This window comes from Coprococcus comes ATCC 27758 (genome assembly GCF_025149785.1).
Taxonomy (GTDB): domain Bacteria; phylum Bacillota; class Clostridia; order Lachnospirales; family Lachnospiraceae; genus Allocoprococcus; species Allocoprococcus comes.
This window is the reverse complement of sequence record NZ_CP102277.1, coordinates 1245731-1266442: the sequence shown is the minus strand read 5'-3', so window position 1 is coordinate 1266442 and position 20712 is coordinate 1245731. Positions and strand designations below refer to the sequence as shown.

Here is a 20712-nt window from a genome sequence, read left to right as displayed (position 1 = left end):
TCTATCAATCCCTCCTGCTCTCTTCTGCTATATATGCAGTGATAATCCTGGCCACGCAGGATTCAATATCCAGCATCACCTCACTGCGAAGTAGGTCTACACTTCCGTGTTCGATATAGTCATCCGGCAGTGCCAGATTCAGAACCTCTGCGTCTGTCTCAAGACCTGCCAGATAAGCAGTCACAAATTCTCCGAATCCGCCTCTGCGGATATTCTCTTCCAGTGTCACGATCAGCCGGTGTTCCACCGTCAGTTTCCGGAGCATCTCCTCATCCACCGGCTTTACAAACCGGGCATTGATCAGGGTACAGTTATATCCAATCTCTTTCAAACGCTTCCGAACCTGAACTGCCTGCTCAAACATATGTCCGACACTGATGATCGCAATATCCTCTTCTTCATAGACCGGCTCACTCTTTCCATACTCGATCGGTGCTCTGTATTCACGGAATCCGTCAAATGCGCTGCCTCTTGGATAGCGCACTGCCGCCGGTGCTCCAAGTCTCACCGCAAACCGCACCATGTCCGCCAGTTCCCATTTATTTTTCGGAGAAAGGACGGTCATATTCGGAATCATTGACAGATAAGAAAGATCAAAGATCCCCTGATGGGTCTCCCCGTCGCTTCCCACAAGTCCTGCCCTGTCCACGGCAAATACGACCGGAAGCTTCTGCAGACAGACATCATGGATCATCTGGTCAAATCCTCTCTGTAAAAACGAAGAATATACAGCAAATACCGGATGCAATCCTGCCGCAGCAAGTCCTGCCGCAAAGGTCACGCCATGTCCCTCTGCGATCCCCACATCAAAAAAGCGGTCCGGATAGTATCTGTGAAATGCTGCCAGACCGGTACCGTCTTCCATTGCCGCCGTGATTGCTACCAGTCTGTCATCTTTTTTTGCCAGATCCAGCATAACCTTGGAAAACACATCTGTACAGGAATCCTTTCCACTTTTGGAAATCGGCTCTCCTGTCTGGATATCAAACGGACCTGTTCCATGGAAACGGGAAGGGTTTTCTTCTGCCGGGAGATACCCTTTCCCCTTTTTCGTCAGTACATGGACAAGCACCGGTCCTTTTACCCTTTTTGCCTCGGTAAACGCACGTCGCAGCGCCTTCAGGTCATGCCCGTCCACCGGTCCTAAATACTTGATTCCCATATCTTCAAAGAACATTCCCGGAACCAAAAGCTGCTTGATGCTGCTCTTGGTGCGCTTAATATGCCGCACCATCTTTTCACCGCCAAACGGAATACTGCCAAGTACATTTTCCACGGTATCCTTCAGATCGGTATAGGCCTGGGCAGTGCGCAGCTCCCCGAGATAACTGGACATTCCACCGACATTTTTGGAAATAGACATATGGTTATCGTTGAGTACGATGATGAAATTCGTCTTCATCTCCGCAGCATTATTCAGTGCTTCATAAGCCATTCCTCCGGTCAGTGATCCATCACCGATAACAGAGATCACGGAATAATCCTGTCCCAGGATATCCCTCCCTCTGGCATATCCAAGTCCGGCCGAAATCGAAGTGGAGCTATGACCGGTATCAAAGGCATCACAGTCACTTTCTTTCCTCTTCGGGAAACCACTCATACCGCCGTATTTTCTCAAACCATCAAATCCTTCTTTCCTTCCGGTCAGAATCTTATGCGTATAAGACTGATGCCCTACATCCCAGATCATCTTATCCTCCGGAAGCTGAAAACTGAGATGCATTGCCATGGTAAGCTCTACCACACCCAGATTGGACGCAAGATGCCCTCCTGTCTTGCTGATCTTCTCAACAAGAAAGGTACGGATTTCTTCTGCAAGCCCTGCCAGTTCCCGTTCATTTAATTTTTTAATATCATTCGCTTCGTGAATCTGCTCCAGATACACTTCATCCACCCCGCTTATTTTTTCCTGTGTATCAGTTCCTGTATCAGCTGTGTCAGATACGTATTTTCTCTGTCCAGCCCGGAAAGCAGCTCCAGTGCTTCCTGTGAAATAACTTCCACATCTCTGGTTGCTTTTTCCAGACCTTTTAATGTAACATAGGTTGTTTTTTCATTCTTTTCATCGCTGTGGACCGGTTTGCCAAGCTCCTCTGTAGTACTTGTCACATCCAGGATGTCATCCTGGATCTGGAAAGCAATCCCCACACCCGATGCGATCTTCTGCACTTTCTCAAGCTCTGCATCCTCTGCACCTGCAAGAAGTGCCCCGATCATCATCGAACTTTCGATCAGCGCTCCGGTTTTCAGTTCATAGATAAAGTTCAGCATGCCTTCATCAAGTCCCACACCGCAGGAAGCCACATCCACGACCTGACCGCCTATCATCCCGTAAATACCGGCTTTTTCTGCAAGGATTTTTAAAGCTTTTCCAATCAGAAGACTCTTTTCAGGTGCGATTTCAAATGCCTTTACCGCCGTCTCAAACGCATAGTTCAGAAGTGCATCCCCGGCAAGAATTCCCATTGCTTCCCCGTATACGATATGCGTTGTCTTTCTTCCTCTACGGTACTCGTCATTGTCCATTGCCGGCAGATCATCGTGCACCAGGGAATAAGTATGGATCATCTCCATTGCTGCCATAAACGGCTCGATTTCTTTTCCTTCTCCTCCGAAAAGGCGGTATGTCTCCTGCATCAGCATTGGGCGGAGTCTCTTTCCGCCTGCCATCACACTGTACTCCATCGCCTCCATGATCTGGCTCTGGTAACCTTCTGCTTTCGGCAGATATTTTACAAGAAGCTTTTCAATCACTTCTGTTCTTTCTTTCATTTCTTCTTTAAAAGTCATGTATTTCTCCATTCTCTTCCAGCACCTGCACTTTTTTCTCTACTGTATCAATCTTCTCATTACAAAGCTTCAGCATTTCCATACCCTTCTGATACAGTCCGAAGGACTCTTCCAGCGAAGTATCTCCCGATTCCAGCTCTTTTGCCACCTGATCCAGCTTTGCAAAAAGCTCTTCCAAAGATTCTTCCGGCATTTCTTCTGCAATCTCGTTTTTCTTATCTGCCATTTTCCTACTCCTTCTTGGTATCTGTTACCTGTGCCTCGATCTGCCCGTCTGTCACATAAATCCGAAGCCAGTCTCCTTTTTTTACATCCGCTACTTTCTTTACGGTCCCTTCCGATCCCTGTACATAGGAAAAGCCCTGGTTCAGCTTGGCAAGCGGAGAAAGTCCCTTCATCCGTTCGATCCGGATTGCAAGCTGCTGACGGCTTTCCCGCAGATTCCGCTCCATCAGAAGCGGCAGCATCTCCTGCACTTTCCGGGTCCTCTCCTGTTCCTGTTCCAACCGCTGATGCATGGCTTTTGGGATCTGCTCCTCATAGTCTGCAAGCTGCTGGCGCATGGACTTAAGTTTCCCTGACGGACTTAAGTAGCGGAATTTTTCTGCATACCGTGCTGTATGAAGTGATGCGACCTCCAGCTTTCTCCTCATACTTCGGTGCATCCTTTCCCGTTCTGTCCGGATCGTTTCCAGAAGTTCCCGGTAATTACAGATTGCAAGCTCTGCCGCAGCAGAAGGCGTCGGCGCACGAAGATCCGCTACATAATCTATGATCGTCGTGTCCGTCTCATGTCCTACTGCCGAAATAACCGGTACACTGCATTCAAAAACTGCGCGCGCTACCTTTTCCTCGTTAAATGCCCACAGATCTTCAATAGACCCCCCGCCTCTGCCAACGATCATCACATCAACCTTTGCTTCCTCCAGTGCACGGATTCCCCGTACCACACTTTCAGACGCACCATCCCCCTGTACCAGTGCCGGATACAGAAGAATCTGCACATATGGATTTCTCCGCCTGGTAATGTTGATAATATCGCGCACTGCCGCTCCGGTTGGTGCCGTTACAACACCAACTGTCCGCACATATTTCGGAATCGGCTTTTTATATTCCGGCGCAAACATTCCCATTTCTTCCAGCTCTTTTTTGAGCTTTATAAATTTTTCATAGAGAAGTCCCGCACCATCCAGTACGATCTCCTTTGCATAAACCTGATATCTGCCATCTCTTTCATAGACGCTGACGCTTCCAAGCACGATTACCTGCTGCCCTTCCTGCATACGAAAAGAAAGCCCGCTGCGCTGCCCGGCAAACATAACACAGGCAATCGTTCCGGACTCATCTTTCAGTGAAAAGTACAGATGTCCTGAAGTATGGTACTTACAGTTTGACACTTCTCCTTTGATATAAATTCGATTCAACATAAAGTCTTGCGTAAACATATTCTTAATGTACGCATTGACCTGTTTTACAGTATATACATTTCGCATGATTTCTGATTCTTATGCAAGCTTTCCGAGTACACCGTTGACAAATGCCGGTCCCTCATCTCCCGAAAAATTCTTTGCCAGCTCAACTGCTTCATTGATCGCTACTTTGACCGGCACTTCGTCATCCCACTTCATCTCATATACGGCAAGACGAAGAACAGAAAGATCCACTTTATTCATACGTCCGGTTTTCCAACCGGTTGTATGTTCATTGATCATCGCATCGATTTCTTCTTCATGTGCTGCAATATCTTTGACCTTTTTGCGCATATATCCGCGTTCTTCCTCACTTGCTTCTTCTACCTGTTCCAGATACAGTTCGATCTGTTCGTCTGCATCAGCCGCATCAAATCCGATGCTGAAGAGCATTTTAAATATATGTTCTCTGACTTTACTTCTTCGCATGTTCTCTCTCCAATTATTCTTCTTCCGGCATGTCCACACCTGCAACACGGATGTTTACGTCTGCAACGGTAAGACCTGTCATATTCTCGATTGCTGCCTTTACTTTTTCCTGTACCTTTAAAGTAGTATCTTTGATACTGCTACCATATTTGAGGTTCAGGGCAAGGGATACGGTAACGATACCTTCCAGCACGTCTACCTTTACTCCTTTTGAAAGGCTCTTCATTCCAAGCTTTGCGATCAGTTCTCTGGTTGCATTTCCTGCCATGGAAGATACCCCCTCTACCTCCATTGCTGCAAGTCCTGCGATAATTGCAACTACTTCATCAGCAATCTGTACTTCTCCGAGGTTCTCATCTGATTCTATCTTATAGGTATTTCTCTCTTCTTTACTCATTATAAGTCCTCCTGTCTGCGGTTCTTCCGCTCCTCGCGCTCATCTCGGAACCTTTCGGTTCCTCGATGTTCGTTGCACTCACATAGGTCTGGGCTGAAAGTGATTCGTCTGCGAGCAGCCGATCACTTTCTTCCCTTCCCTGCGCTCTTTTTACGCTCCTCGCGCTCATCTCGGAACCTTTCGGTTCCTCGATGTTCGTTGCACTCACATAGGTCTGGGCTGAAAGTGATTCGTCTGCGAGCAGCCGATCACTTTCTTCCCTTCCCTGCGCTCGTCGCTATGCGTTCATTGTAACATAAAAGATCCTTATTGGAAAGTTTTTTAGGAACGTCCGAATTCGGAAAGTTTCAGTCCTTCGTTTCGTTCCAGCACCATACGGATGCTCCAGCTGTTGACAAACAGAAGAAGCGGTCTGTCTTTCAGGTCCTTGATCTTCTTCATATCGGATGTGCCGACCAGCTTGTCCATATTGATTTCTTCATTCTCGATCCAGCGGATATGTTCGTATGGAAGTGGTTCCAGACGGATCTCCACGTTATATTCATTTTCCAGACGGTATTTTAATACATCAAATTGCAGGACACCGACTACACCGACGATGATCTCTTCCATACCGGTGTTGAATTCCTGGAAAATCTGGATCGCGCCTTCCTGCGCGATCTCGTTGATTCCCTTGATGAACTGCTTTCTCTTCATCGTATCCACCTGGCGTACTCTGGCAAAATGTTCCGGTGCGAAAGTCGGAATTCCTTCGTATGCAAATTTTTCCGCTGAATTGGTCAGTGTATCTCCAATGGAGAAGATACCAGGATCAAATACACCGATGATGTCTCCACCATAAGCGGTATCGATCATGTGGCGTTCACTCGCCATCATCTGCTGTGGCTGTGACAGACGGACTTTCCTGCCTCCCTGGATATGGAAGACATCCATGCCTGCCTTGAACTCACCGGAACAGATACGCATAAATGCGATTCTGTCCCGGTGTGCCTTATTCATATTTGCCTGAATCTTAAACACAAATGCGGAGAAATCTTCTTCTTTCATCGGATCGATCAATCCTTTGTCGGACATTCTCGGAAGCGGCGAAGTCGTCATTTTAAGGAAATGCTGAAGAAAGGTCTCCACACCGAAGTTGGTCAGAGCTGATCCGAAAAATACCGGAGAGAGTTCTCCTTTGCTGACCATCTCCTGGTCAAATTCCGCACTCGCTCCGTCCAGAAGCTCAATCTCTTCTTCCAGCTGTGCGAACTGTGCTTCACTTACGATGCTCTTTGCTTCCTCACTGTCGATGGAAACCTTCTCAACTTCCCCGATCGAGGTTCCTTTCTTGGTATCTGAGAAAATCTCCAGTTCTCTGCTGTTCCGGTCAAATACGCCGCGGAATTCTTTTCCGGAACCGATCGGCCAGTTGATCGGACAGGTAGCGATCCCCAGTTCCTTTTCAATATCATCCAGTAATTCAAAGGTATCCATCGCTTCACGGTCCATTTTATTGATAAATGTAAAAATCGGAATATGACGCATGACGCAGACTTTGAACAGCTTTCTTGTCTGTGCCTCCACACCTTTTGATCCATCGATCACCATAACCGCCGAATCGGCCGCCATAAGAGTACGATAAGTATCTTCCGAGAAATCCTGATGTCCCGGTGTATCCAGAATATTGATGCAATAACCGTCATACTGAAACTGCAGGACAGAAGATGTTACCGAAATACCTCTTTCTTTTTCAATCTCCATCCAGTCTGAAACCGCATGTTTCGCTGTTGCCTTTCCTTTTACAGAACCTGCCTGATTGATTGCCCCACCATATAACAGAAACTTCTCTGTCAGGGTAGTCTTACCTGCATCCGGATGGGAAATGATCGCAAATGTTCTTCTTTTCTTTATCTCATTCGTAAAATCTGCCATGTTATTCTACTCCTACTATTTTCTCAATGTCACTCAAACTCTTATTATATGGTATTTTTGCTATAATATCAATCCCCTGATTCACTCGTATTTGTACTTTCATGGATCGGTGTGATCACCACATTTGCAGCATTTACCTCTGCTTTGCGTGTGACAATATCCTCGATCTGTGCCCGTTTTGCATCCGACAGATCCGCCACATCAACGACCACATCTGCGGATTCTTCGGTAAGACTTACCACCGCATCCTGAAAGCCTTTGCTGGCAAGCAGCGTCTCAATTGCGACCTCCTGTTCGGCGCGCTGTGTCATCTCCACCATCTGCGCAACTGCATCTGCTTTCTGGTCTTCTGCGATATCTGCATTATCAATGATCGCCTGCAGGGTTTCTTTGTTTTTTGCCCGCACCTGCTCCCGGTTCACTTTTGCCTGTGCTACAAGCGCACTGACCGATCCATTTGTCAGCACCGCCTCTCCCGGATTTCCGTCCACCTGATCGTTATCCGCTGTCTGGAGGGAGCTGTCACCTCCTGTGTCCTGATCCGAAATATCCAGAAGTTCCTTATTTGCCATCTCGCTTCCCGTCTCTGCTGTTTTGTTTTTCGAGCCAAAAATTTTTCCGGAATAGTTCAGATATCCTGCCGCAGCGATCATCACCGCAAGAACCGCAATCACAATCTGATTTTTCTTAAATACTTTTTTCACTAGCCTTCCTCCTATAAGATTCTTTTTTAGTTATGCTTCATTACTTTTATCTTATGCGTGTCTACTCCGAATAATGCCTGCACAGCCTCTGTGATATTTTCAATCACGATGGCATTATCTCCGCCATCTGCAATTACGAGAACACCTTCTATCCGGGGACTTAATTCCTGTTTCACATATGGCGTTTCTTCTCCATTTCCGTTTGCATAAACTGCCGTCTCTGAAGAACTGGTATTTTTTCCTTCGCTCTCCCCTTCCTGCACCTCGCTTGTCATCTCCCGATCCTTTTCCACTACCTTTTCCGAGGAAGAAGCCAGAGTGATCATCACCTTTACATTTCCAACTCCTTCTACTTTTGCAAGTGCATTTTCCAGCCGTGTTTCCAGTGCATCTGCATAAGTATCCTCCGATGCATTTTCCGCCTTCTGCATCTGCTGTTCATCCTGTGTCTGGTCTGATTTTATATCGGAAACAGGCATCGCGATCACAACCAGAAGTAGTCCGACAAGTAATATGATCAGCCACTTGTCTTTTTTTATTTTACGGATTTCAAACATCTTCATTCACCGCCCTTTTCGAGCAAATCCGCCGCATACTCCATCTCTTTTATCATCTGCTCATACTCCGCCGTCCGATACAGCTCCGTTACCTGTCCGGCTTCCCCCATAAGATCCAGAACCGGCTGGGCAAGCAGAACTGTCAGAAGAAGTCCGCAGAAAAAACGGACATATCTCCGGTAGCTATTCTCTGGAAGTGCCTGCAAAAATGCGGTTACAAGAAGCATATAAACGGCGAGATTCTGCATCCACCTGTAAACCAGCTGTATCATTTTATCCCTCCTACGAAGCTGCCGATGCCGCAACTGCAAGTGTCACCAGAAACAGGACCGCCGTCGCAAGCACCGTCTTTAGCAGCATATGATAACCTTCCCCGGTAAAACTGATGGCCTCCACGATCCGTTTATCAGACACCGGCTGGATAAGTGCCGCCGTTCCTTTGTAAAGAAGCGTCAGAATCCCCATATTGATGACCGGGATCATCACAACTCCCGTTACAAGCAGTGCCCCTGCAATTCCAACTCCATTTTTTAAAAGGACCGCACTTCCAAGCACGACTTCGCTTGTCCCGCTGACTACATCACCGATTCCTGGAATCATTCCCACGCCCTTTGTCCAGACACTCCTTTTCACCTGATCTGCCGCCGGACTGATTATCCGCTCGATAAACCCGATCCCCGTCACCAGGGCAAGCAGACTTTTCAGACTCCATCCGATTACAAGTCGCAAAAGTTCCGCTGCCTTAGAAAGAAATTCCTCCTCCGTCAGATTGTTCAAGATTTCCATCAGAAGTGCAATCTGGATCAACGGAACGATCCATTTCAAAATCACAAGTTCCACAAGAAAGATCAGGAAAAGCGCCAGATTATAAAATGCGATCGCAGAAATACTTCCCACTGCGACTGCCATACAGACAAAGTAGACAGGACAGAGTACTCGCATAAAGAGGATCAGATTTTCGAGTCCATGCTGTACCTCTACGGCTGCTGCCTGAAAATTCCGTATGCCGACTGTAATCACAGACAGGTATACCAGAAAAAAGGCGGTCTGTGAGATCTGGCAGTTCTGAAACACTTCCGAAAAGTTGGAAAAAACCGCTGCGATCAGCACCAGAAAAATGATAGATGCAAGCACCGGTTTATTGACCTTCAGCACATAGAAAAACTGATCCGTCACAAAGTTTCTGATCTGTCCGGCAGACAGGTTCTCATCCTGCCGGATCACAGACTCAACAAGATCCTGAAAATGCAGTTTTTCTTCCGGGAACAGTTTTCGGATTGCCGTATCCAGATCCTTTACCTCTGTCAGCTCCCAGATTTTCTGCTCTGTTTCCTCCTGTGTTTTTTCCAGATCCGTTTCTGTCATATTATCTTCTGTCCGGCTGTTTTCCGAAGAGGAATCTTCCCCTGCCGCAAATACCTGTACCGGCAGTATCAGTACGAAGATTACAAGTCCGATCATACATGCTATGCCATATTTCTGAAAATAATGTTTCATTTTTCTTCCCTTTTACTGTCCAAGTTCGCGGATTGCAAGAAGCAGTGCTTTTAATATCGGCATTCCTATTGCAAGTATACTGAGCCTTGCAAAGACCTCGATCTGCCCGGCGATCGTCTGATAACCGGCATCCTTGCAGATTGCTGCCGCAAATTCCGCCAGATAGGTCACACCCAGGATTTTCAGCATTGCCGTCAGATATACCGCATCGATCTTTACAAAGCTGCCAACCAATTCCAAAGTTTCCCGGATCACCGACAGATTCCGGCTCATTCCGAGAAAAAGGAAAATGCTGACCGCAATCCCCAGATAGATCCCATACTCTTTTCTGGTATTTTGAAATTGTAATGCCAGGAAAGTTCCTGCAATCCCGATGCAGGCTGCCTTAAGGATACTCATCTTTTCCCTCCTTTACAGAGCAAAGAGCCGTCTGATATCGTCAAACAGATCTGAAATATAAGGAAGGATCCAGAATAAAACCAGGAGCAGTCCTGCAAGGCTTGTGAGAAATGCCTGTTCTTCTCTTCCGCTGTGTTTCAGCACCTGTCCCAGGACAGAAACCAGAATCCCGACTGCCGCAATTTTAAATATCAGATTTACACTCATGTTTCGCTCCTATTTACAGAATCAAAATTGTCAGGAAAAGCCCTGCTGTAACACCCAGCAGATTGCAAAGCCTCCGTTTTTCCTGAATTTCTTTTAAAAGACCGCCTCTTTTTTCTTCCAGAAATTCTGCATACTGCAAGAAAATCTGCGTTTCCTGCTTCTTATCCAGGCTGCCAAGCTGCATCCCAAGCTCATGCAGACGTACCCTTTCCTCCCTGCCAAGGAGCAGACATTCAAGATCACTTTCGCAGCACCTCTCCCAGATTATTGCAAGACTTCTTGACGGCATCTCCAATTCTTTTGCCAGATGTTCCAACCAGATCCTGTAGTTCTGACTGCATCTTCGGGAAACAGAAGCGCATACCTGGGCGAGTGGTGCATAAGTATACTCCATTTCTCCCGCAAGCTGCCTTATCACTCTTTGCAGCTCTCCGGTATCCGTGATCTGCCTCTGATATTCCATTCCCCTGCTGTATCCATAGCCGGATGTCGCCGCCACAATTCCCAGGCATCCGACCATTTTCAGATACACAGTTTTTCTCCCCGTTCGTTATAAATCCCTTCAATTTCTCCTACATGTTTCCCGGATTTCATCACAACATATCTGGCAAAGCATCTTTCCTTTACCAGATTGCTGACCAGTGGCTTTTCACGGATCTCATCCATACCGGAACCATGCACCGTCGTCAGCATGGTTGCCCCACAGTGCATGGCGTACTCGATCGCCTCTACATCCTTCGCTGTCCCGATCTCATCTGCCGCGATCACCTCCGGTGCCATGGACCGCACCAGCATCATCATTCCTTCTGCTTTCGGGCAGTTGTCCAGAATATCTGTCCGCATCCCAAGCTGGTTCTGTGGTACACCACGGTAGCATCCTCCAATCTCTGAACGTTCATCCACCACACCCACATTTCTTCCTTCCACCCAGCGGTTCCCATCCGAAATCTGCCGCACCAGATCCCGCAAAAGTGTAGTCTTTCCTCCACCTGGTGGGGAAATGATCATGGTATGGCAAAGTCTTCCTTTTTCAAGGATCACAGGAAACAGCTTATTCGCACAACCTGTAATCTCATGGCAGATTCGGATATTGATCGATGTAATATACTGAAAATTCCGGATCTGTTCCTTTTCCGAAATAATTTTCCCGGAAATTCCGACCCGATGCCCTCCTTCAATCGTCAGAAACCCCTGGCGCAGTTCATTTTCATAGGCATACAGGGAATAATTGGATACATATTCCATCGTTTCACGCAGTTCTTCTTTTGTCACCCGATGGGTAAAAAGTTCTTCCTTTCCCTCTTTTTTCACTGCAAGCGGCTGCTCTTCCCGAAGCCGGATCTCCTGGATCTTCTCAAAATCCAGTCCATGATTCAACAGGATCCCTCGGATTTTCTCCGGAAGCACCGCCAGAATTTGATCTTTCTTTTCTCTTCTCATCTTGTCCACCTCTCTTTAAAGAATGTATATGGAAGGTAGGAGAAAAATAGAACTGATTTTGTTTCATAGGAAGTTCCTTCGGAATTTCCTATGAAATAAAAAGGACTCTACCGATACTGGTAAAGTCCTTCTGATTTTATAAAACTTTATTCTGCAACATCTTTGATGCTGAAGCTCAAACGTCCCATCTTGTCTTTTCCAAGGCAAACCACTTTGACGTGATCTCCGATAGAAAGAACATCTTCTACATGGTCGATTCTCTGCTTAGCGATTTTGGAAATGTGTACCATTCCTTCTTTGCCCGGTGCAAATTCGATGAATGCGCCGAATTCTTTGATGCTTACAACATCACCTTCAAGAACCATTCCTGCCTCGAAGTCTGTTACGATGGTAGCGATCATCTTTCTTGCCTGTTCCATGCTGTCTGCATCTACGCCACAGATAGATACGCTTCCTTCATCTGTGATATCAATCTTAACGCCTGTCTTTTCGATGATTGCGTTGATGGTCTTTCCTCTCTGACCTACAACTTCACCGATCTTAGCCGGATCAATATTCATCTGAATGATCTTCGGTGCATACTTGCCAACCTGTGCTCTTGGCTCAGCGATTGTCTTAGCCATAACTTCATCCAGAATGTAAACTCTTGCTTTTCTTGTACGTGCAATTGCTTCTTCGATGATCGGTCTTGTCAGTCCGTGGATCTTAATATCCATCTGGATCGCTGTGATACCTTTATGTGTACCTGCTACCTTGAAGTCCATATCTCCGAAGAAATCTTCCAGTCCCTGGATATCTGTAAGTACCAGATAATCATCGTCAGTAGCACCTGTTACCAGACCACATGAGATACCTGCAACTGCAGATTTGATTGGTACACCTGCTGCCATAAGTGACATAGAAGATGCACATACACTTGCCTGAGAAGTAGAACCGTTAGATTCAAATGTCTCAGATACGGTACGGATCGCATACGGGAATTCTTCCTCTGACGGAAGTACCGGTACCAGTGCTCTCTCAGCAAGGGCTCCATGTCCGATCTCACGACGTCCCGGTCCTCTGGAAGGTCTTGTCTCACCTACAGAGTATGACGGGAAGTTATAGTGATGCATATATCTCTTGGATGTCTCAGATTCATCCAGTCCGTCTACCTTCTGTGCTTCTGAAAGCGGAGCCAGTGTGGTGATGGTACAGATCTGTGTCTGTCCACGTGTAAACATAGCAGAACCATGTACTCTCGGGATCAGGTCAATTTCTGCGGCAAGTGGACGGATTTCTTCGATTGCACGACCGTCCGGACGCTTGTGGTCTTTGAGGATCATCTTGCGGACAACCTTCTTCTGGTACTGATATACAGCTTCACCAAGTTTGGCAAGCCATTCTTCGTTATCAGCAAAAGCTTCTTCCAGCTTTTCTGTGATCTTACGGATATTTTCTTCTCTTGTCTGCTTGTCATCTGTGAATACTGCAACTTCCATCTCTTCCGGTGTTACGATCTTCTGAATCGCTTCAAAGAGTTCTTCCGGTACTGCAAAGCTTACATAATCATGTTTTGGTTTTCCACATTCTGCAACGATCTGGTCGATGAATGCGATGACTTTCTGATTCACTTCATGCGCCGCGAAGATGGCTTCGAGCATCTTAGCTTCCGGTACTTCATTTGCTCCGGCTTCAATCATGATTACCTTTTCTCTTGTAGATGCAACAGTCAGTGCAAGGTCGGACTTTTCTTTCTGCTCTGCGGTTGGATTGAATACCAGTTCTCCGTCAACAAGTCCTACCTGGGTAGAAGCTGTCGGGCCATCAAACGGGATATCAGAAATAGCAGTTGCAATCGCTGATCCAAGCATAGCGGTAAGCTCCGGTGAGCAGTCCTGTTCAACAGAGAGAACCAGGTTCTCCAAAGTTACATCATTTCTGTAATCCTTCGGGAAAAGCGGTCTCATCGGACGGTCGATCACACGGCAGGTAAGAACAGCATTTTCTGATGCCTTTCCTTCTCTCTTGTTAAATCCTCCCGGGATCTTTCCTACTGCATAAAGCTTCTCATTGTATTCAACGCTGAGCGGGAAGAAGTCAATTCCTTCTCTTGGTTTGTCGGATGCAGTTGCTGTTGAAAGCACAACTGTATCACCATAATGCATAAGTACTGCGCCGTTCGCCTGTTTGGCAACTCTTCCAACATCTACGCGGAGTGTACGGCCTGCAAGTTCCATTTCAAACTTTTTGTACATAAATGTTCTCCTTTTTTATCTGTTTATCTGACGGGTAAAATCTCCGAAACTACTGAAAAATACACTTCTCAAAATATACTTTTCAGTGGTCTCGGACGCAATCTCTACCCACAATCTTTTGTATTATATCATATCCTTACATCTCTTGCAAGATTCTATATAACTAACTTTAAAATGTGGCAAAACACAGTTATTGGTCACTCCCCTGTCAATCACTATGCTGATTGGCATAGATAATGCATGTTGTACCAGTTCGGCTCATTGTTTGCGTAAACAAACAGGGAGCGAAGACATCCAGCTGATGCCTTTCGCTCCCTGTAAAATACGTCTTACTTTCTTAAACCTAATCTTTCGATCAGTGAACGATATCTTTCAATGTCATTCTTCTTAAGGTATGCAAGAAGTCCTCTTCTCTGTCCAACCATTTTAAGAAGTCCTCTTCTTGAGTGGTGATCCTTCGGATTAGCTTTGAAGTGATCTGTAAGATCATTGATTCTTGCTGTAAGAAGAGCTACCTGTACTTCCGGAGATCCTGTATCTCCTTCTGTTCTTCCGTATTCTTTGATAATCTGTTCTTTCATTTCTTTTGTGATCATTTGTCACTACCTCCTAAATATACTGTTAATTGCCTGATATTAAGCAGTGGTTGGAGATTCCATCTGCCGAACATCGGTTTTTCATACTTGCCTAGTGTACCATATGCCCCGAATCCTGTCAAGAAGGATTTTATCTTTCCCGCATCTGGCAGGTTTTCATATTCCTGTTCACAGGCTGCCTGTAAATAACCGCATTTCCAGAGCTTTTTCACCGGCTCTGTTATTTCTTATGATGATAACGGAAAAATTCTTTTGCGTAAGCAATATCCTGATCGATCTGAGCCTTCATCATTTCTACCGATTCAAACTTCTGCTCCGGTCTCTTAAAATGATAAAGCTGGATCTCTACCTCTTTTCCGTAGGCATCACCACTGTAATCCAGCAGATTGCTCTCGATCAGCATCCGGTTCTCATCGGATACCGTTGGCTTAAACCCGACATTACCGATTCCGTTGTACCAGATTCCATCAATCCTCACACTATCCAGATAAACTCCGTTCGGTGGAAGAAGTTTATCCCTTGACGGATGTACATTAAGTGTCGGAAATCCCAGTTTTCTGCCCAGCTGCCTGCCATGCTCTACTTTTCCCCGTACAGTATATGCATACCCCAGCATATCATTCACAGCTTCCATATTTCCCTTCCGAAGCTCTTCCCTGACATAGCTGCTGCTGATCTCCCGTTTTCCGTACATCTCTTTTTCAATCACAAAAAGTTCATATCCATACACATCGGCATATTCTGCAAGCATTTTTGCATCACCACGCTTGTCATGTCCAAAGTGGAAATCCGTTCCGATCACAATATACCGGGCATGAATTTTCTCAATCAGGATCTTCCGGATGAAATCCTCTGCCGACATACTTGTGACATCTTCGGAAAACGGGCATTCCAGCAGTACATCTACTTTCTCGTCCAGAAGACATCTGCGCTCCTCATTGGACATGATCCCTTCTCTTGATTTTCCAAGCTTTTCATAAAGCGGATTCATATCAAATGCAAACACAACAGAACGAACGCCTTTTTTCGCCTTCAGCTGACATACTTTTTTGATCAGCTTCTGATGTCCTCTGTGAACTCCATCAAATTTGCCGAGTGTGATTGCTGCCTCTCTGGAATCCTGATAGGCTTCCAGCCCTCTGATATAGTCCATGTTCTTTCCTCTTTAATTACTTTTTTTCATTTCCATCAAAAAACATTTTTACAATCTTGAAGAGATCGTCTTTCCTGCAGTAACAGTAAATCGCAATAAACTGATGCGATTCATCGTACACGCGGACTCTCTCATCGTTCTCATACTCCTTTAATGCTGTTTCCTGTGAAATATCTCTTTTTCTGAAACTATTCCCGTTCCGTACTGCCACCAAAAACGGCCGCGGCAGTACGACCTGTGCATACGTTGGAAACATTTCATCTATCGCGATGATCTTCTCCTCCAGAATCCCTTCTTTCTGAAGCTGTGCAATTTCACCGAGCCGGATACTGTCTTCAAGTCCAAACCGCTCTACACGTGTTCTCAAAAGCTCTTTCATGCATCCGCCACAGCCAAGCTTCTGACCGATATCATGACACAGTGTACGGATATACGTTCCCTTTGAACAGGTCACTTCCAGTTTTACCTCCGGAAGATTGATCTCCAGGATCCGGATCTCATGAATCGTGATTCTTCGTGCTTTCCGCTCTACTTCTTTGCCCTCTCTGGCAAGCTCATAAAGCTTTTTTCCGTTAACTTTGAGTGCCGAATACATCGGCGGAATCTGATCGTATTCTCCCTCAAAGCTGCGGATCACATTTTCCACTTTTTCATTGGTCAGATCTTCTGTGCTATGTTTTTCCAGAACCTGACCGGAAGTATCCTGTGTATCCGTCACCTGACCGAGAAGAAGAACCGCCTGATAGGTTTTATCTTTATCTGTCAGCAGGTCACAAAGCTTTGTTGCTTTCCCAAAGCAGACCGGAAGTACTCCTTCGGCATCCGGATCAAGGGTTCCGGTATGCCCGATCTTTTTCTGCTTTACGATCCCACGCAGCTTTGCAACCACATCATGGGACGTATAGCCTTTTTCTTTATATACATTCAGCACGCCATGTATCATTCTGCTTCGCTCCCACTGTTAAACTGAAGTTCCAGTCTTCTTGCCAGATTGTTGATGATATCATGTGGTGTGGCAGTCATGGAGAATCCGGCTGCCCTTGCGTGTCCGCCGCCGCCAAAATAGCTTGCAACTACACTTACATCTATCTTTTCACTGGATCGCAGACTTACCTTAAAGGTTCCATGTTCAAGCTCATACATAAAAATTGCAACATCGATACCTTTTGTGAGTTTCAGCTGGCTTACGATTCCATCCAGATGTTTCGCTTTTACCTGGTAGAAATCCATCTCTTCTTTTGTAACGTAAGATACAATACATCTTCCGTTCATAAAAAGAAAGCTTTCCAACAATGCACGCCCCAGAATCTGGTTCTGTGCATAGGTCTTTTCATCAAAAGTCTCTGTAATTATTTTTGTAAAATCGATCCCTTTTTCCATCAGTGCTGCTGCTGCGCGCATGGTCGACGGATGGGTACAGGAATAACGGAACACACCGGTATCATGCACCATTCCTGTGTAAAGGCACTCGGCAGTCTCCACAGACATCTTCCCATAATCCAGCAGATTGTAGATCAGCTCACTTGTCGAGCTTGCATCTGGCATGATATAGTTCTGATCTGCAAAACTCTGGTTGCTCACATGATGATCTACACAGAATCTTACTGCCGCTTTTTTGAAAAGGACTGCCGAAAATCCAAGTCTTCCCATATCCCCGCAATCCAGTGCGATAAACAGATCATAGGTTTTTTCTTCCGTCACTTCATGCCGGATCTTATCTGTATTTTTCATGAACTTCAGTGTATTCGGAAGCTCTTCCAGATAAACATCGATCTCTTTTTCAGGAAAATTCTCTCTGACATAGTTATACAATCCCATGCAGGAACCTGCACAGTCCCCATCCGGGCGGACATGTCCGCCAAGTGCGATCGTCCCGGCTTTAGAAATTGCATCTAATAACATACTAATCATCCTCTTCCCGTAAATCTCTTGTTACATCATCAATTTTCTTTGACATCCGGACACCATATTCAATGGACTGATCCAGTACGAACTTGATCTCCGGTGTGTTACGCATATTCAGTGTATGAGCAAGTTCGCGGCGGATATAGCCTTCTGCGCTCTGTAATCCCTTCAGGGTATCAGCCTGGGCTTTTTCATCGCCCAGGACACTGATATATGCTTTGCAGGTTTTAAGATCCGGAGCAACCTCTACCGCTACAACCGAAGTCATCGGTGCAACACGCGGATCCTTGATCCCTCCACGCAGAATAGTACTCAGTTCACGCTGCACCTCTGCGTTTACTCTTGTATTCTTAATGCTGTTTTTTCTCATTTTCTACCCTTCTTTATCTAGGAACTTCCACCATCTTGAATGCTTCTACCTGGTCTCCTTCTTTGACATCGTTGAAACGTTCAAATACGAAACCACATTCATATCCGGCTTTAACTTCCTTCACATCATCTTTGAAACGCTTTAATGAAGCAAGCTTTCCATCATAGATCACAACGCCGTCACGAACGATTCTTGCCTGGCAGTCACGTTCAAATGTACCGTCAAGGACATAAGATCCTGCAATTGTTCCGACTCCGGAAGCCTTGAATGTCTGACGTACTTCGGCATGGCCAAGTACCTTTTCTTCAAATACAGGCTCAAGCATACCCTTCATGGCTGATTCAACGTCTTCGATCGCATTGTAGATGACACGGTACAGTCTCACATCAACGCCTTCACGTTCTGCCGTTTCCTTTGCAGTTGCGTCCGGACGTACATTGAATCCGATAATGATCGCATTGGATGCTGCTGCAAGCGTAACGTCAGATTCATTGATCGCACCAACACCACCATGGATGATCTTGACAACGACTTCTTCATTGGAAAGTTTGACAAGGCTCTGCTTGATCGCTTCTACAGATCCCTGTACGTCTGCTTTTACAACGATTCCAAGTTCTTTTAAGTTGCCTTCCTGGATCTGGTTGAACAGATCATCCAGAGACATCTTGGACTTGGTTTCTTCCAGTTTCTTGATCTTGTTCTGACTGATGAACGTCTCTGCAAAGCTTCTTGCATCTTTATCATTCTTGCAGCCAACAAATACTTCACCTGCATTCGGCACATCATTAAGACCGAGGATCTCAACCGGCATAGAAGGACCTGCTTCTTTTACACGGCGTCCCTGGTCATCCATCATGGCACGTACTTTACCATATGCAGAACCTGCTGCGATCGGATCTCCGACACGGAGTGTACCCTTCTGTACAAGAACGGTTGCAACCGGTCCTTTTCCTTTGTCAAGCTCAGCCTCAATTACAAGACCTCTTGCGCGGCGGTTCGGATTTGCTTTCAGTTCCATCACTTCTGCGGTAAGAAGAACCATTTCCAGAAGCTCTTTGATTCCTTCTCCTGTATGAGCAGATACCGGTACACAGATGGTGCTTCCGCCCCAGTCTTCCGGAATCAGTTCATATTCGGTCAGTTCCTGTTTTACACGGTCGATATTGGCACTTGGCTTGTCGATCTTGTTGATCGCAACTACGATCTCGATCCCTGCTGCCTTTGCATGGTTGATCGCTTCTACAGTCTGCGGCATGACACCGTCATCTGCTGCAACAACCAGGATTGCAATATCGGTAGAATTTGCACCACGCATACGCATTGCGGTAAATGCTTCATGTCCCGGTGTATCGAGGAAGGTGATTTTCTCACCGTTGATTTCCACAACTGAAGCACCGATATGCTGTGTGATTCCACCTGCTTCTCCTGCGATGACATGGGTATCACGGATCTTGTCAAGAAGAGAGGTTTTACCGTGGTCAACGTGTCCCATAACGCAGACTACCGGCGGACGTTTCTTCATTTTCTTTTCGTCTTCTTCGTCTTCTTTCAGAAGTTCTTCGATCACATCGACTACTTCTTCTTTTTCACAGAGCACATCGAATTCCAGAGCGATTTCTTCAGCTGTCTCGTAATCAATTTCCTGGTTGACTGTTACAATCTTGCCCTGCATGAAGAGTTTCTTAACGATTACAGATGGCTGGATCTTCATTGCATCTGCAAGTTCCTGGATTGTAAGTACTTCCGGAATTGTGATCTGCTTGATCTGCTCCTCCACAACCTCTTTCTTTGGCTGTGGTTTTACCATTTTCGGCTGAGCGTTATTGTTTTTGCCCTTTTTGCCTTTCTGCAGTCTGTCTTCGTTCTCTTCATTTCTGTTATATTCTTTCTTCTTGTGCGCATCTTTTGGTTTATTGCGGCTTGGTTTCTGTTCTGCGATTGCAGGTGCCGGAATAGACGGGCTGGATTTTCTTCTGTCGTCACGGCGTCCGCCATCACGCATCTCTCTTCCGTCTCTGTTATCACGGTTATCTCGATTATCTCTTCTGTCTCCGCGGTTCTGGAATCCGCCATCTCTTCTTCCATCACCCGGGCGTCCCTGTCTCTGATCCTGACCGTTTCTTGGCCCATTTGGATTTCTGCGCTGTCTGTTATCACGGTTTTCTCCCTGCGGACGATCCTGTCTGTTTCCGTTCTGCGGACGTCCCTGGCCATTTCCATTACCCTGCGGGCGTTCCTGTCTGTTTCCGTTCTGCGGACGTCCCTGGCCATTTCCCTGCGGGCGTCCCTGGCTGTTACCATTCTGTGGGCGTTCCTGTCTGTTTCCATTGCCCTGTGGGCGTCCCTGACCATTTCCATTGCCTTGCGGGCGCTGTCCGTTTCGACTGCCCTGCTGGCGTCCCTGACCATTACGGCCTCTTCCGCCGCCCTGTGAGTTCTGCGGTCTGAAAACCTGAACGATATTTTTCTTCTTCGGGGTATCTTCAGAAGTTTTTTCACTTTTTACTGCATCAATCTGTTCATCTGAAAGTGTACTCATATGACTTGCCACCTCAATTCCTTTATCTTTTAATATAGAGAGTATTTCTTTGTTTGTCTTATTCATCTGTTCTGCCAGTTCATATACTCTTAATTTTGCCATAAATCTACCT

At 46.1% G+C, this 20712-nt stretch carries 23 protein-coding genes; all 23 read right to left on the bottom strand.

Annotated elements, in window-relative coordinates; genetic code table 11:
* Positions 1 to 4 precede the first annotated feature (4 nt).
* Entirely contained in the window at positions 5 to 1885 is a 1881-nt protein-coding gene (dxs, locus tag NQ556_RS06230) for a 1-deoxy-D-xylulose-5-phosphate synthase (RefSeq protein ID WP_044998714.1), read from the bottom strand.
* A gap of 14 nt (positions 1886 to 1899) precedes the next feature.
* Positions 1900 to 2790, bottom strand: a complete 891-nt coding sequence (locus tag NQ556_RS06225; protein WP_022220252.1) for a polyprenyl synthetase family protein — start codon at positions 2788 to 2790, stop codon at positions 1900 to 1902.
* Entirely contained in the window at positions 2780 to 3016 is a 237-nt protein-coding gene (gene xseB / locus NQ556_RS06220) for an exodeoxyribonuclease VII small subunit (RefSeq protein WP_008369268.1), read from the bottom strand. Before xseB ends, NQ556_RS06225 begins: the two co-directional genes overlap by 11 nt.
* 4 nt (positions 3017 to 3020) lie before the next feature.
* The gene (gene xseA / locus NQ556_RS06215; RefSeq protein WP_022220253.1) at positions 3021 to 4283 is read right to left on the bottom strand and encodes an exodeoxyribonuclease VII large subunit; all 1263 of its coding nucleotides are present in this window, start codon (positions 4281 to 4283) and stop codon (positions 3021 to 3023) included.
* Positions 4284 to 4295: 12 nt separating this feature from the next.
* Positions 4296 to 4688 carry a transcription antitermination factor NusB gene (gene nusB / locus NQ556_RS06210; RefSeq protein WP_008369272.1) on the bottom strand — a complete coding sequence of 131 codons (393 nt, stop codon included), beginning with the start codon at positions 4686 to 4688 and terminating at the stop codon, positions 4296 to 4298.
* 13 nt (positions 4689 to 4701) lie between these two features.
* Positions 4702 to 5085 (bottom strand): Asp23/Gls24 family envelope stress response protein, encoded by a 384-nt coding sequence (locus NQ556_RS06205; RefSeq protein WP_008369274.1) that lies wholly within the window; start codon positions 5083 to 5085, stop codon positions 4702 to 4704.
* Positions 5078 to 5254: a hypothetical protein gene (locus NQ556_RS06200; RefSeq protein WP_158530886.1), complete on the bottom strand. Its 177-nt coding sequence runs from the start codon at positions 5252 to 5254 to the stop codon at positions 5078 to 5080. Before NQ556_RS06200 ends, NQ556_RS06205 begins: the two co-directional genes overlap by 8 nt.
* A 152-nt stretch (positions 5255 to 5406) precedes the next feature.
* Entirely contained in the window at positions 5407 to 6999 is a 1593-nt protein-coding gene (locus NQ556_RS06195; protein WP_008369278.1) for a peptide chain release factor 3, read from the bottom strand.
* Between the two features lie 68 nt (positions 7000 to 7067).
* The gene (locus NQ556_RS06190; RefSeq protein ID WP_008369281.1) at positions 7068 to 7703 is read right to left on the bottom strand and encodes a SpoIIIAH-like family protein; all 636 of its coding nucleotides are present in this window, start codon (positions 7701 to 7703) and stop codon (positions 7068 to 7070) included.
* Between the two features lie 26 nt (positions 7704 to 7729).
* Positions 7730 to 8266: a stage III sporulation protein AG gene (locus NQ556_RS06185; protein ID WP_008369282.1), complete on the bottom strand. Its 537-nt coding sequence runs from the start codon at positions 8264 to 8266 to the stop codon at positions 7730 to 7732.
* Positions 8263 to 8532: a stage III sporulation protein AF gene (locus NQ556_RS06180; RefSeq protein ID WP_008369283.1), complete on the bottom strand. Its 270-nt coding sequence runs from the start codon at positions 8530 to 8532 to the stop codon at positions 8263 to 8265. Before NQ556_RS06180 ends, NQ556_RS06185 begins: the two co-directional genes overlap by 4 nt.
* Before the next feature lie 10 nt (positions 8533 to 8542).
* Complete coding sequence (locus NQ556_RS06175) at positions 8543 to 9757, bottom strand: stage III sporulation protein AE (protein ID WP_008369285.1); 1215 nt, start codon at positions 9755 to 9757, stop codon at positions 8543 to 8545.
* A 12-nt stretch (positions 9758 to 9769) separates the two neighbouring features.
* Positions 9770 to 10156 (bottom strand): SpoIIIAC/SpoIIIAD family protein, encoded by a 387-nt coding sequence (locus NQ556_RS06170; protein WP_008369287.1) that lies wholly within the window; start codon positions 10154 to 10156, stop codon positions 9770 to 9772.
* A gap of 12 nt (positions 10157 to 10168) precedes the next feature.
* Positions 10169 to 10363 (bottom strand): stage III sporulation protein AC, encoded by a 195-nt coding sequence (gene spoIIIAC / locus NQ556_RS06165; RefSeq protein ID WP_008369289.1) that lies wholly within the window; start codon positions 10361 to 10363, stop codon positions 10169 to 10171.
* Positions 10364 to 10376: 13 nt separating this feature from the next.
* The gene (locus NQ556_RS06160; protein WP_022220255.1) at positions 10377 to 10895 is read right to left on the bottom strand and encodes a stage III sporulation protein AB; all 519 of its coding nucleotides are present in this window, start codon (positions 10893 to 10895) and stop codon (positions 10377 to 10379) included.
* Entirely contained in the window at positions 10886 to 11803 is a 918-nt protein-coding gene (gene spoIIIAA, locus NQ556_RS06155; RefSeq protein WP_008369292.1) for a stage III sporulation protein AA, read from the bottom strand. Before spoIIIAA ends, NQ556_RS06160 begins: the two co-directional genes overlap by 10 nt.
* Positions 11804 to 11949: 146 nt before the next feature.
* A complete protein-coding gene (locus NQ556_RS06150) occupies positions 11950 to 14037 on the bottom strand; it encodes a polyribonucleotide nucleotidyltransferase (RefSeq protein WP_008369294.1) in 2088 nt (695 codons plus the stop codon).
* 329 nt (positions 14038 to 14366) lie between these two features.
* Entirely contained in the window at positions 14367 to 14633 is a 267-nt protein-coding gene (rpsO, locus tag NQ556_RS06145; protein ID WP_008369295.1) for a 30S ribosomal protein S15, read from the bottom strand.
* A 220-nt stretch (positions 14634 to 14853) separates the two neighbouring features.
* The gene (locus tag NQ556_RS06140; protein WP_008369299.1) at positions 14854 to 15786 is read right to left on the bottom strand and encodes a bifunctional riboflavin kinase/FAD synthetase; all 933 of its coding nucleotides are present in this window, start codon (positions 15784 to 15786) and stop codon (positions 14854 to 14856) included.
* A 16-nt stretch (positions 15787 to 15802) separates the two neighbouring features.
* Positions 15803 to 16729: a tRNA pseudouridine(55) synthase TruB gene (gene truB / locus NQ556_RS06135; protein WP_022220256.1), complete on the bottom strand. Its 927-nt coding sequence runs from the start codon at positions 16727 to 16729 to the stop codon at positions 15803 to 15805.
* Positions 16726 to 17688 carry a DHH family phosphoesterase gene (locus NQ556_RS06130; RefSeq protein ID WP_022220257.1) on the bottom strand — a complete coding sequence of 321 codons (963 nt, stop codon included), beginning with the start codon at positions 17686 to 17688 and terminating at the stop codon, positions 16726 to 16728. The genes truB and NQ556_RS06130 overlap by 4 nt, the downstream gene beginning before the upstream one ends.
* Before the next feature lies 1 nt (position 17689).
* Entirely contained in the window at positions 17690 to 18061 is a 372-nt protein-coding gene (gene rbfA, locus NQ556_RS06125) for a 30S ribosome-binding factor RbfA (RefSeq protein ID WP_008369305.1), read from the bottom strand.
* Between the two features lie 13 nt (positions 18062 to 18074).
* Positions 18075 to 20702: a translation initiation factor IF-2 gene (gene infB, locus NQ556_RS06120; RefSeq protein WP_204575889.1), complete on the bottom strand. Its 2628-nt coding sequence runs from the start codon at positions 20700 to 20702 to the stop codon at positions 18075 to 18077.
* Between the last annotated feature and the right edge of the window lie 10 nt (positions 20703 to 20712).

What these genes read in the sequence shown, in the direction of transcription:
- NQ556_RS06180 (WP_008369283.1), bottom strand. Translation starts at nt 8,532, where the DNA reads ATGATACAGCTGGTTTACAGGTGGATGCAGAATCTCGCCGTTTATATG.
- NQ556_RS06140 (WP_008369299.1), bottom strand. Translation starts at nt 15,786, where the DNA reads ATGGACTATATCAGAGGGCTGGAAGCCTATCAGGATTCCAGAGAGGCA.
- NQ556_RS06185 (WP_008369282.1), bottom strand. Translation starts at nt 8,266, where the DNA reads ATGAAGATGTTTGAAATCCGTAAAATAAAAAAAGACAAGTGGCTGATC.
- NQ556_RS06225 (WP_022220252.1), bottom strand. Translation starts at nt 2,790, where the DNA reads ATGACTTTTAAAGAAGAAATGAAAGAAAGAACAGAAGTGATTGAAAAG.
- NQ556_RS06170 (WP_008369287.1), bottom strand. Translation starts at nt 10,156, where the DNA reads ATGAGTATCCTTAAGGCAGCCTGCATCGGGATTGCAGGAACTTTCCTG.
- xseB (WP_008369268.1), bottom strand. Translation starts at nt 3,016, where the DNA reads ATGGCAGATAAGAAAAACGAGATTGCAGAAGAAATGCCGGAAGAATCT.
- NQ556_RS06130 (WP_022220257.1), bottom strand. Translation starts at nt 17,688, where the DNA reads ATGTTATTAGATGCAATTTCTAAAGCCGGGACGATCGCACTTGGCGGA.
- spoIIIAC (WP_008369289.1), bottom strand. Translation starts at nt 10,363, where the DNA reads ATGAGTGTAAATCTGATATTTAAAATTGCGGCAGTCGGGATTCTGGTT.
- NQ556_RS06205 (WP_008369274.1), bottom strand. Translation starts at nt 5,085, where the DNA reads ATGAGTAAAGAAGAGAGAAATACCTATAAGATAGAATCAGATGAGAAC.
- rpsO (WP_008369295.1), bottom strand. Translation starts at nt 14,633, where the DNA reads ATGATCACAAAAGAAATGAAAGAACAGATTATCAAAGAATACGGAAGA.
- NQ556_RS06175 (WP_008369285.1), bottom strand. Translation starts at nt 9,757, where the DNA reads ATGAAACATTATTTTCAGAAATATGGCATAGCATGTATGATCGGACTT.
- NQ556_RS06195 (WP_008369278.1), bottom strand. Translation starts at nt 6,999, where the DNA reads ATGGCAGATTTTACGAATGAGATAAAGAAAAGAAGAACATTTGCGATC.
- spoIIIAA (WP_008369292.1), bottom strand. Translation starts at nt 11,803, where the DNA reads ATGAGAAGAGAAAAGAAAGATCAAATTCTGGCGGTGCTTCCGGAGAAA.
- infB (WP_204575889.1), bottom strand. Translation starts at nt 20,702, where the DNA reads ATGGCAAAATTAAGAGTATATGAACTGGCAGAACAGATGAATAAGACA.
- NQ556_RS06200 (WP_158530886.1), bottom strand. Translation starts at nt 5,254, where the DNA reads ATGAGCGCGAGGAGCGTAAAAAGAGCGCAGGGAAGGGAAGAAAGTGAT.
- nusB (WP_008369272.1), bottom strand. Translation starts at nt 4,688, where the DNA reads ATGCGAAGAAGTAAAGTCAGAGAACATATATTTAAAATGCTCTTCAGC.
- truB (WP_022220256.1), bottom strand. Translation starts at nt 16,729, where the DNA reads ATGATACATGGCGTGCTGAATGTATATAAAGAAAAAGGCTATACGTCC.
- xseA (WP_022220253.1), bottom strand. Translation starts at nt 4,283, where the DNA reads ATGCGAAATGTATATACTGTAAAACAGGTCAATGCGTACATTAAGAAT.
- rbfA (WP_008369305.1), bottom strand. Translation starts at nt 18,061, where the DNA reads ATGAGAAAAAACAGCATTAAGAATACAAGAGTAAACGCAGAGGTGCAG.
- NQ556_RS06150 (WP_008369294.1), bottom strand. Translation starts at nt 14,037, where the DNA reads ATGTACAAAAAGTTTGAAATGGAACTTGCAGGCCGTACACTCCGCGTA.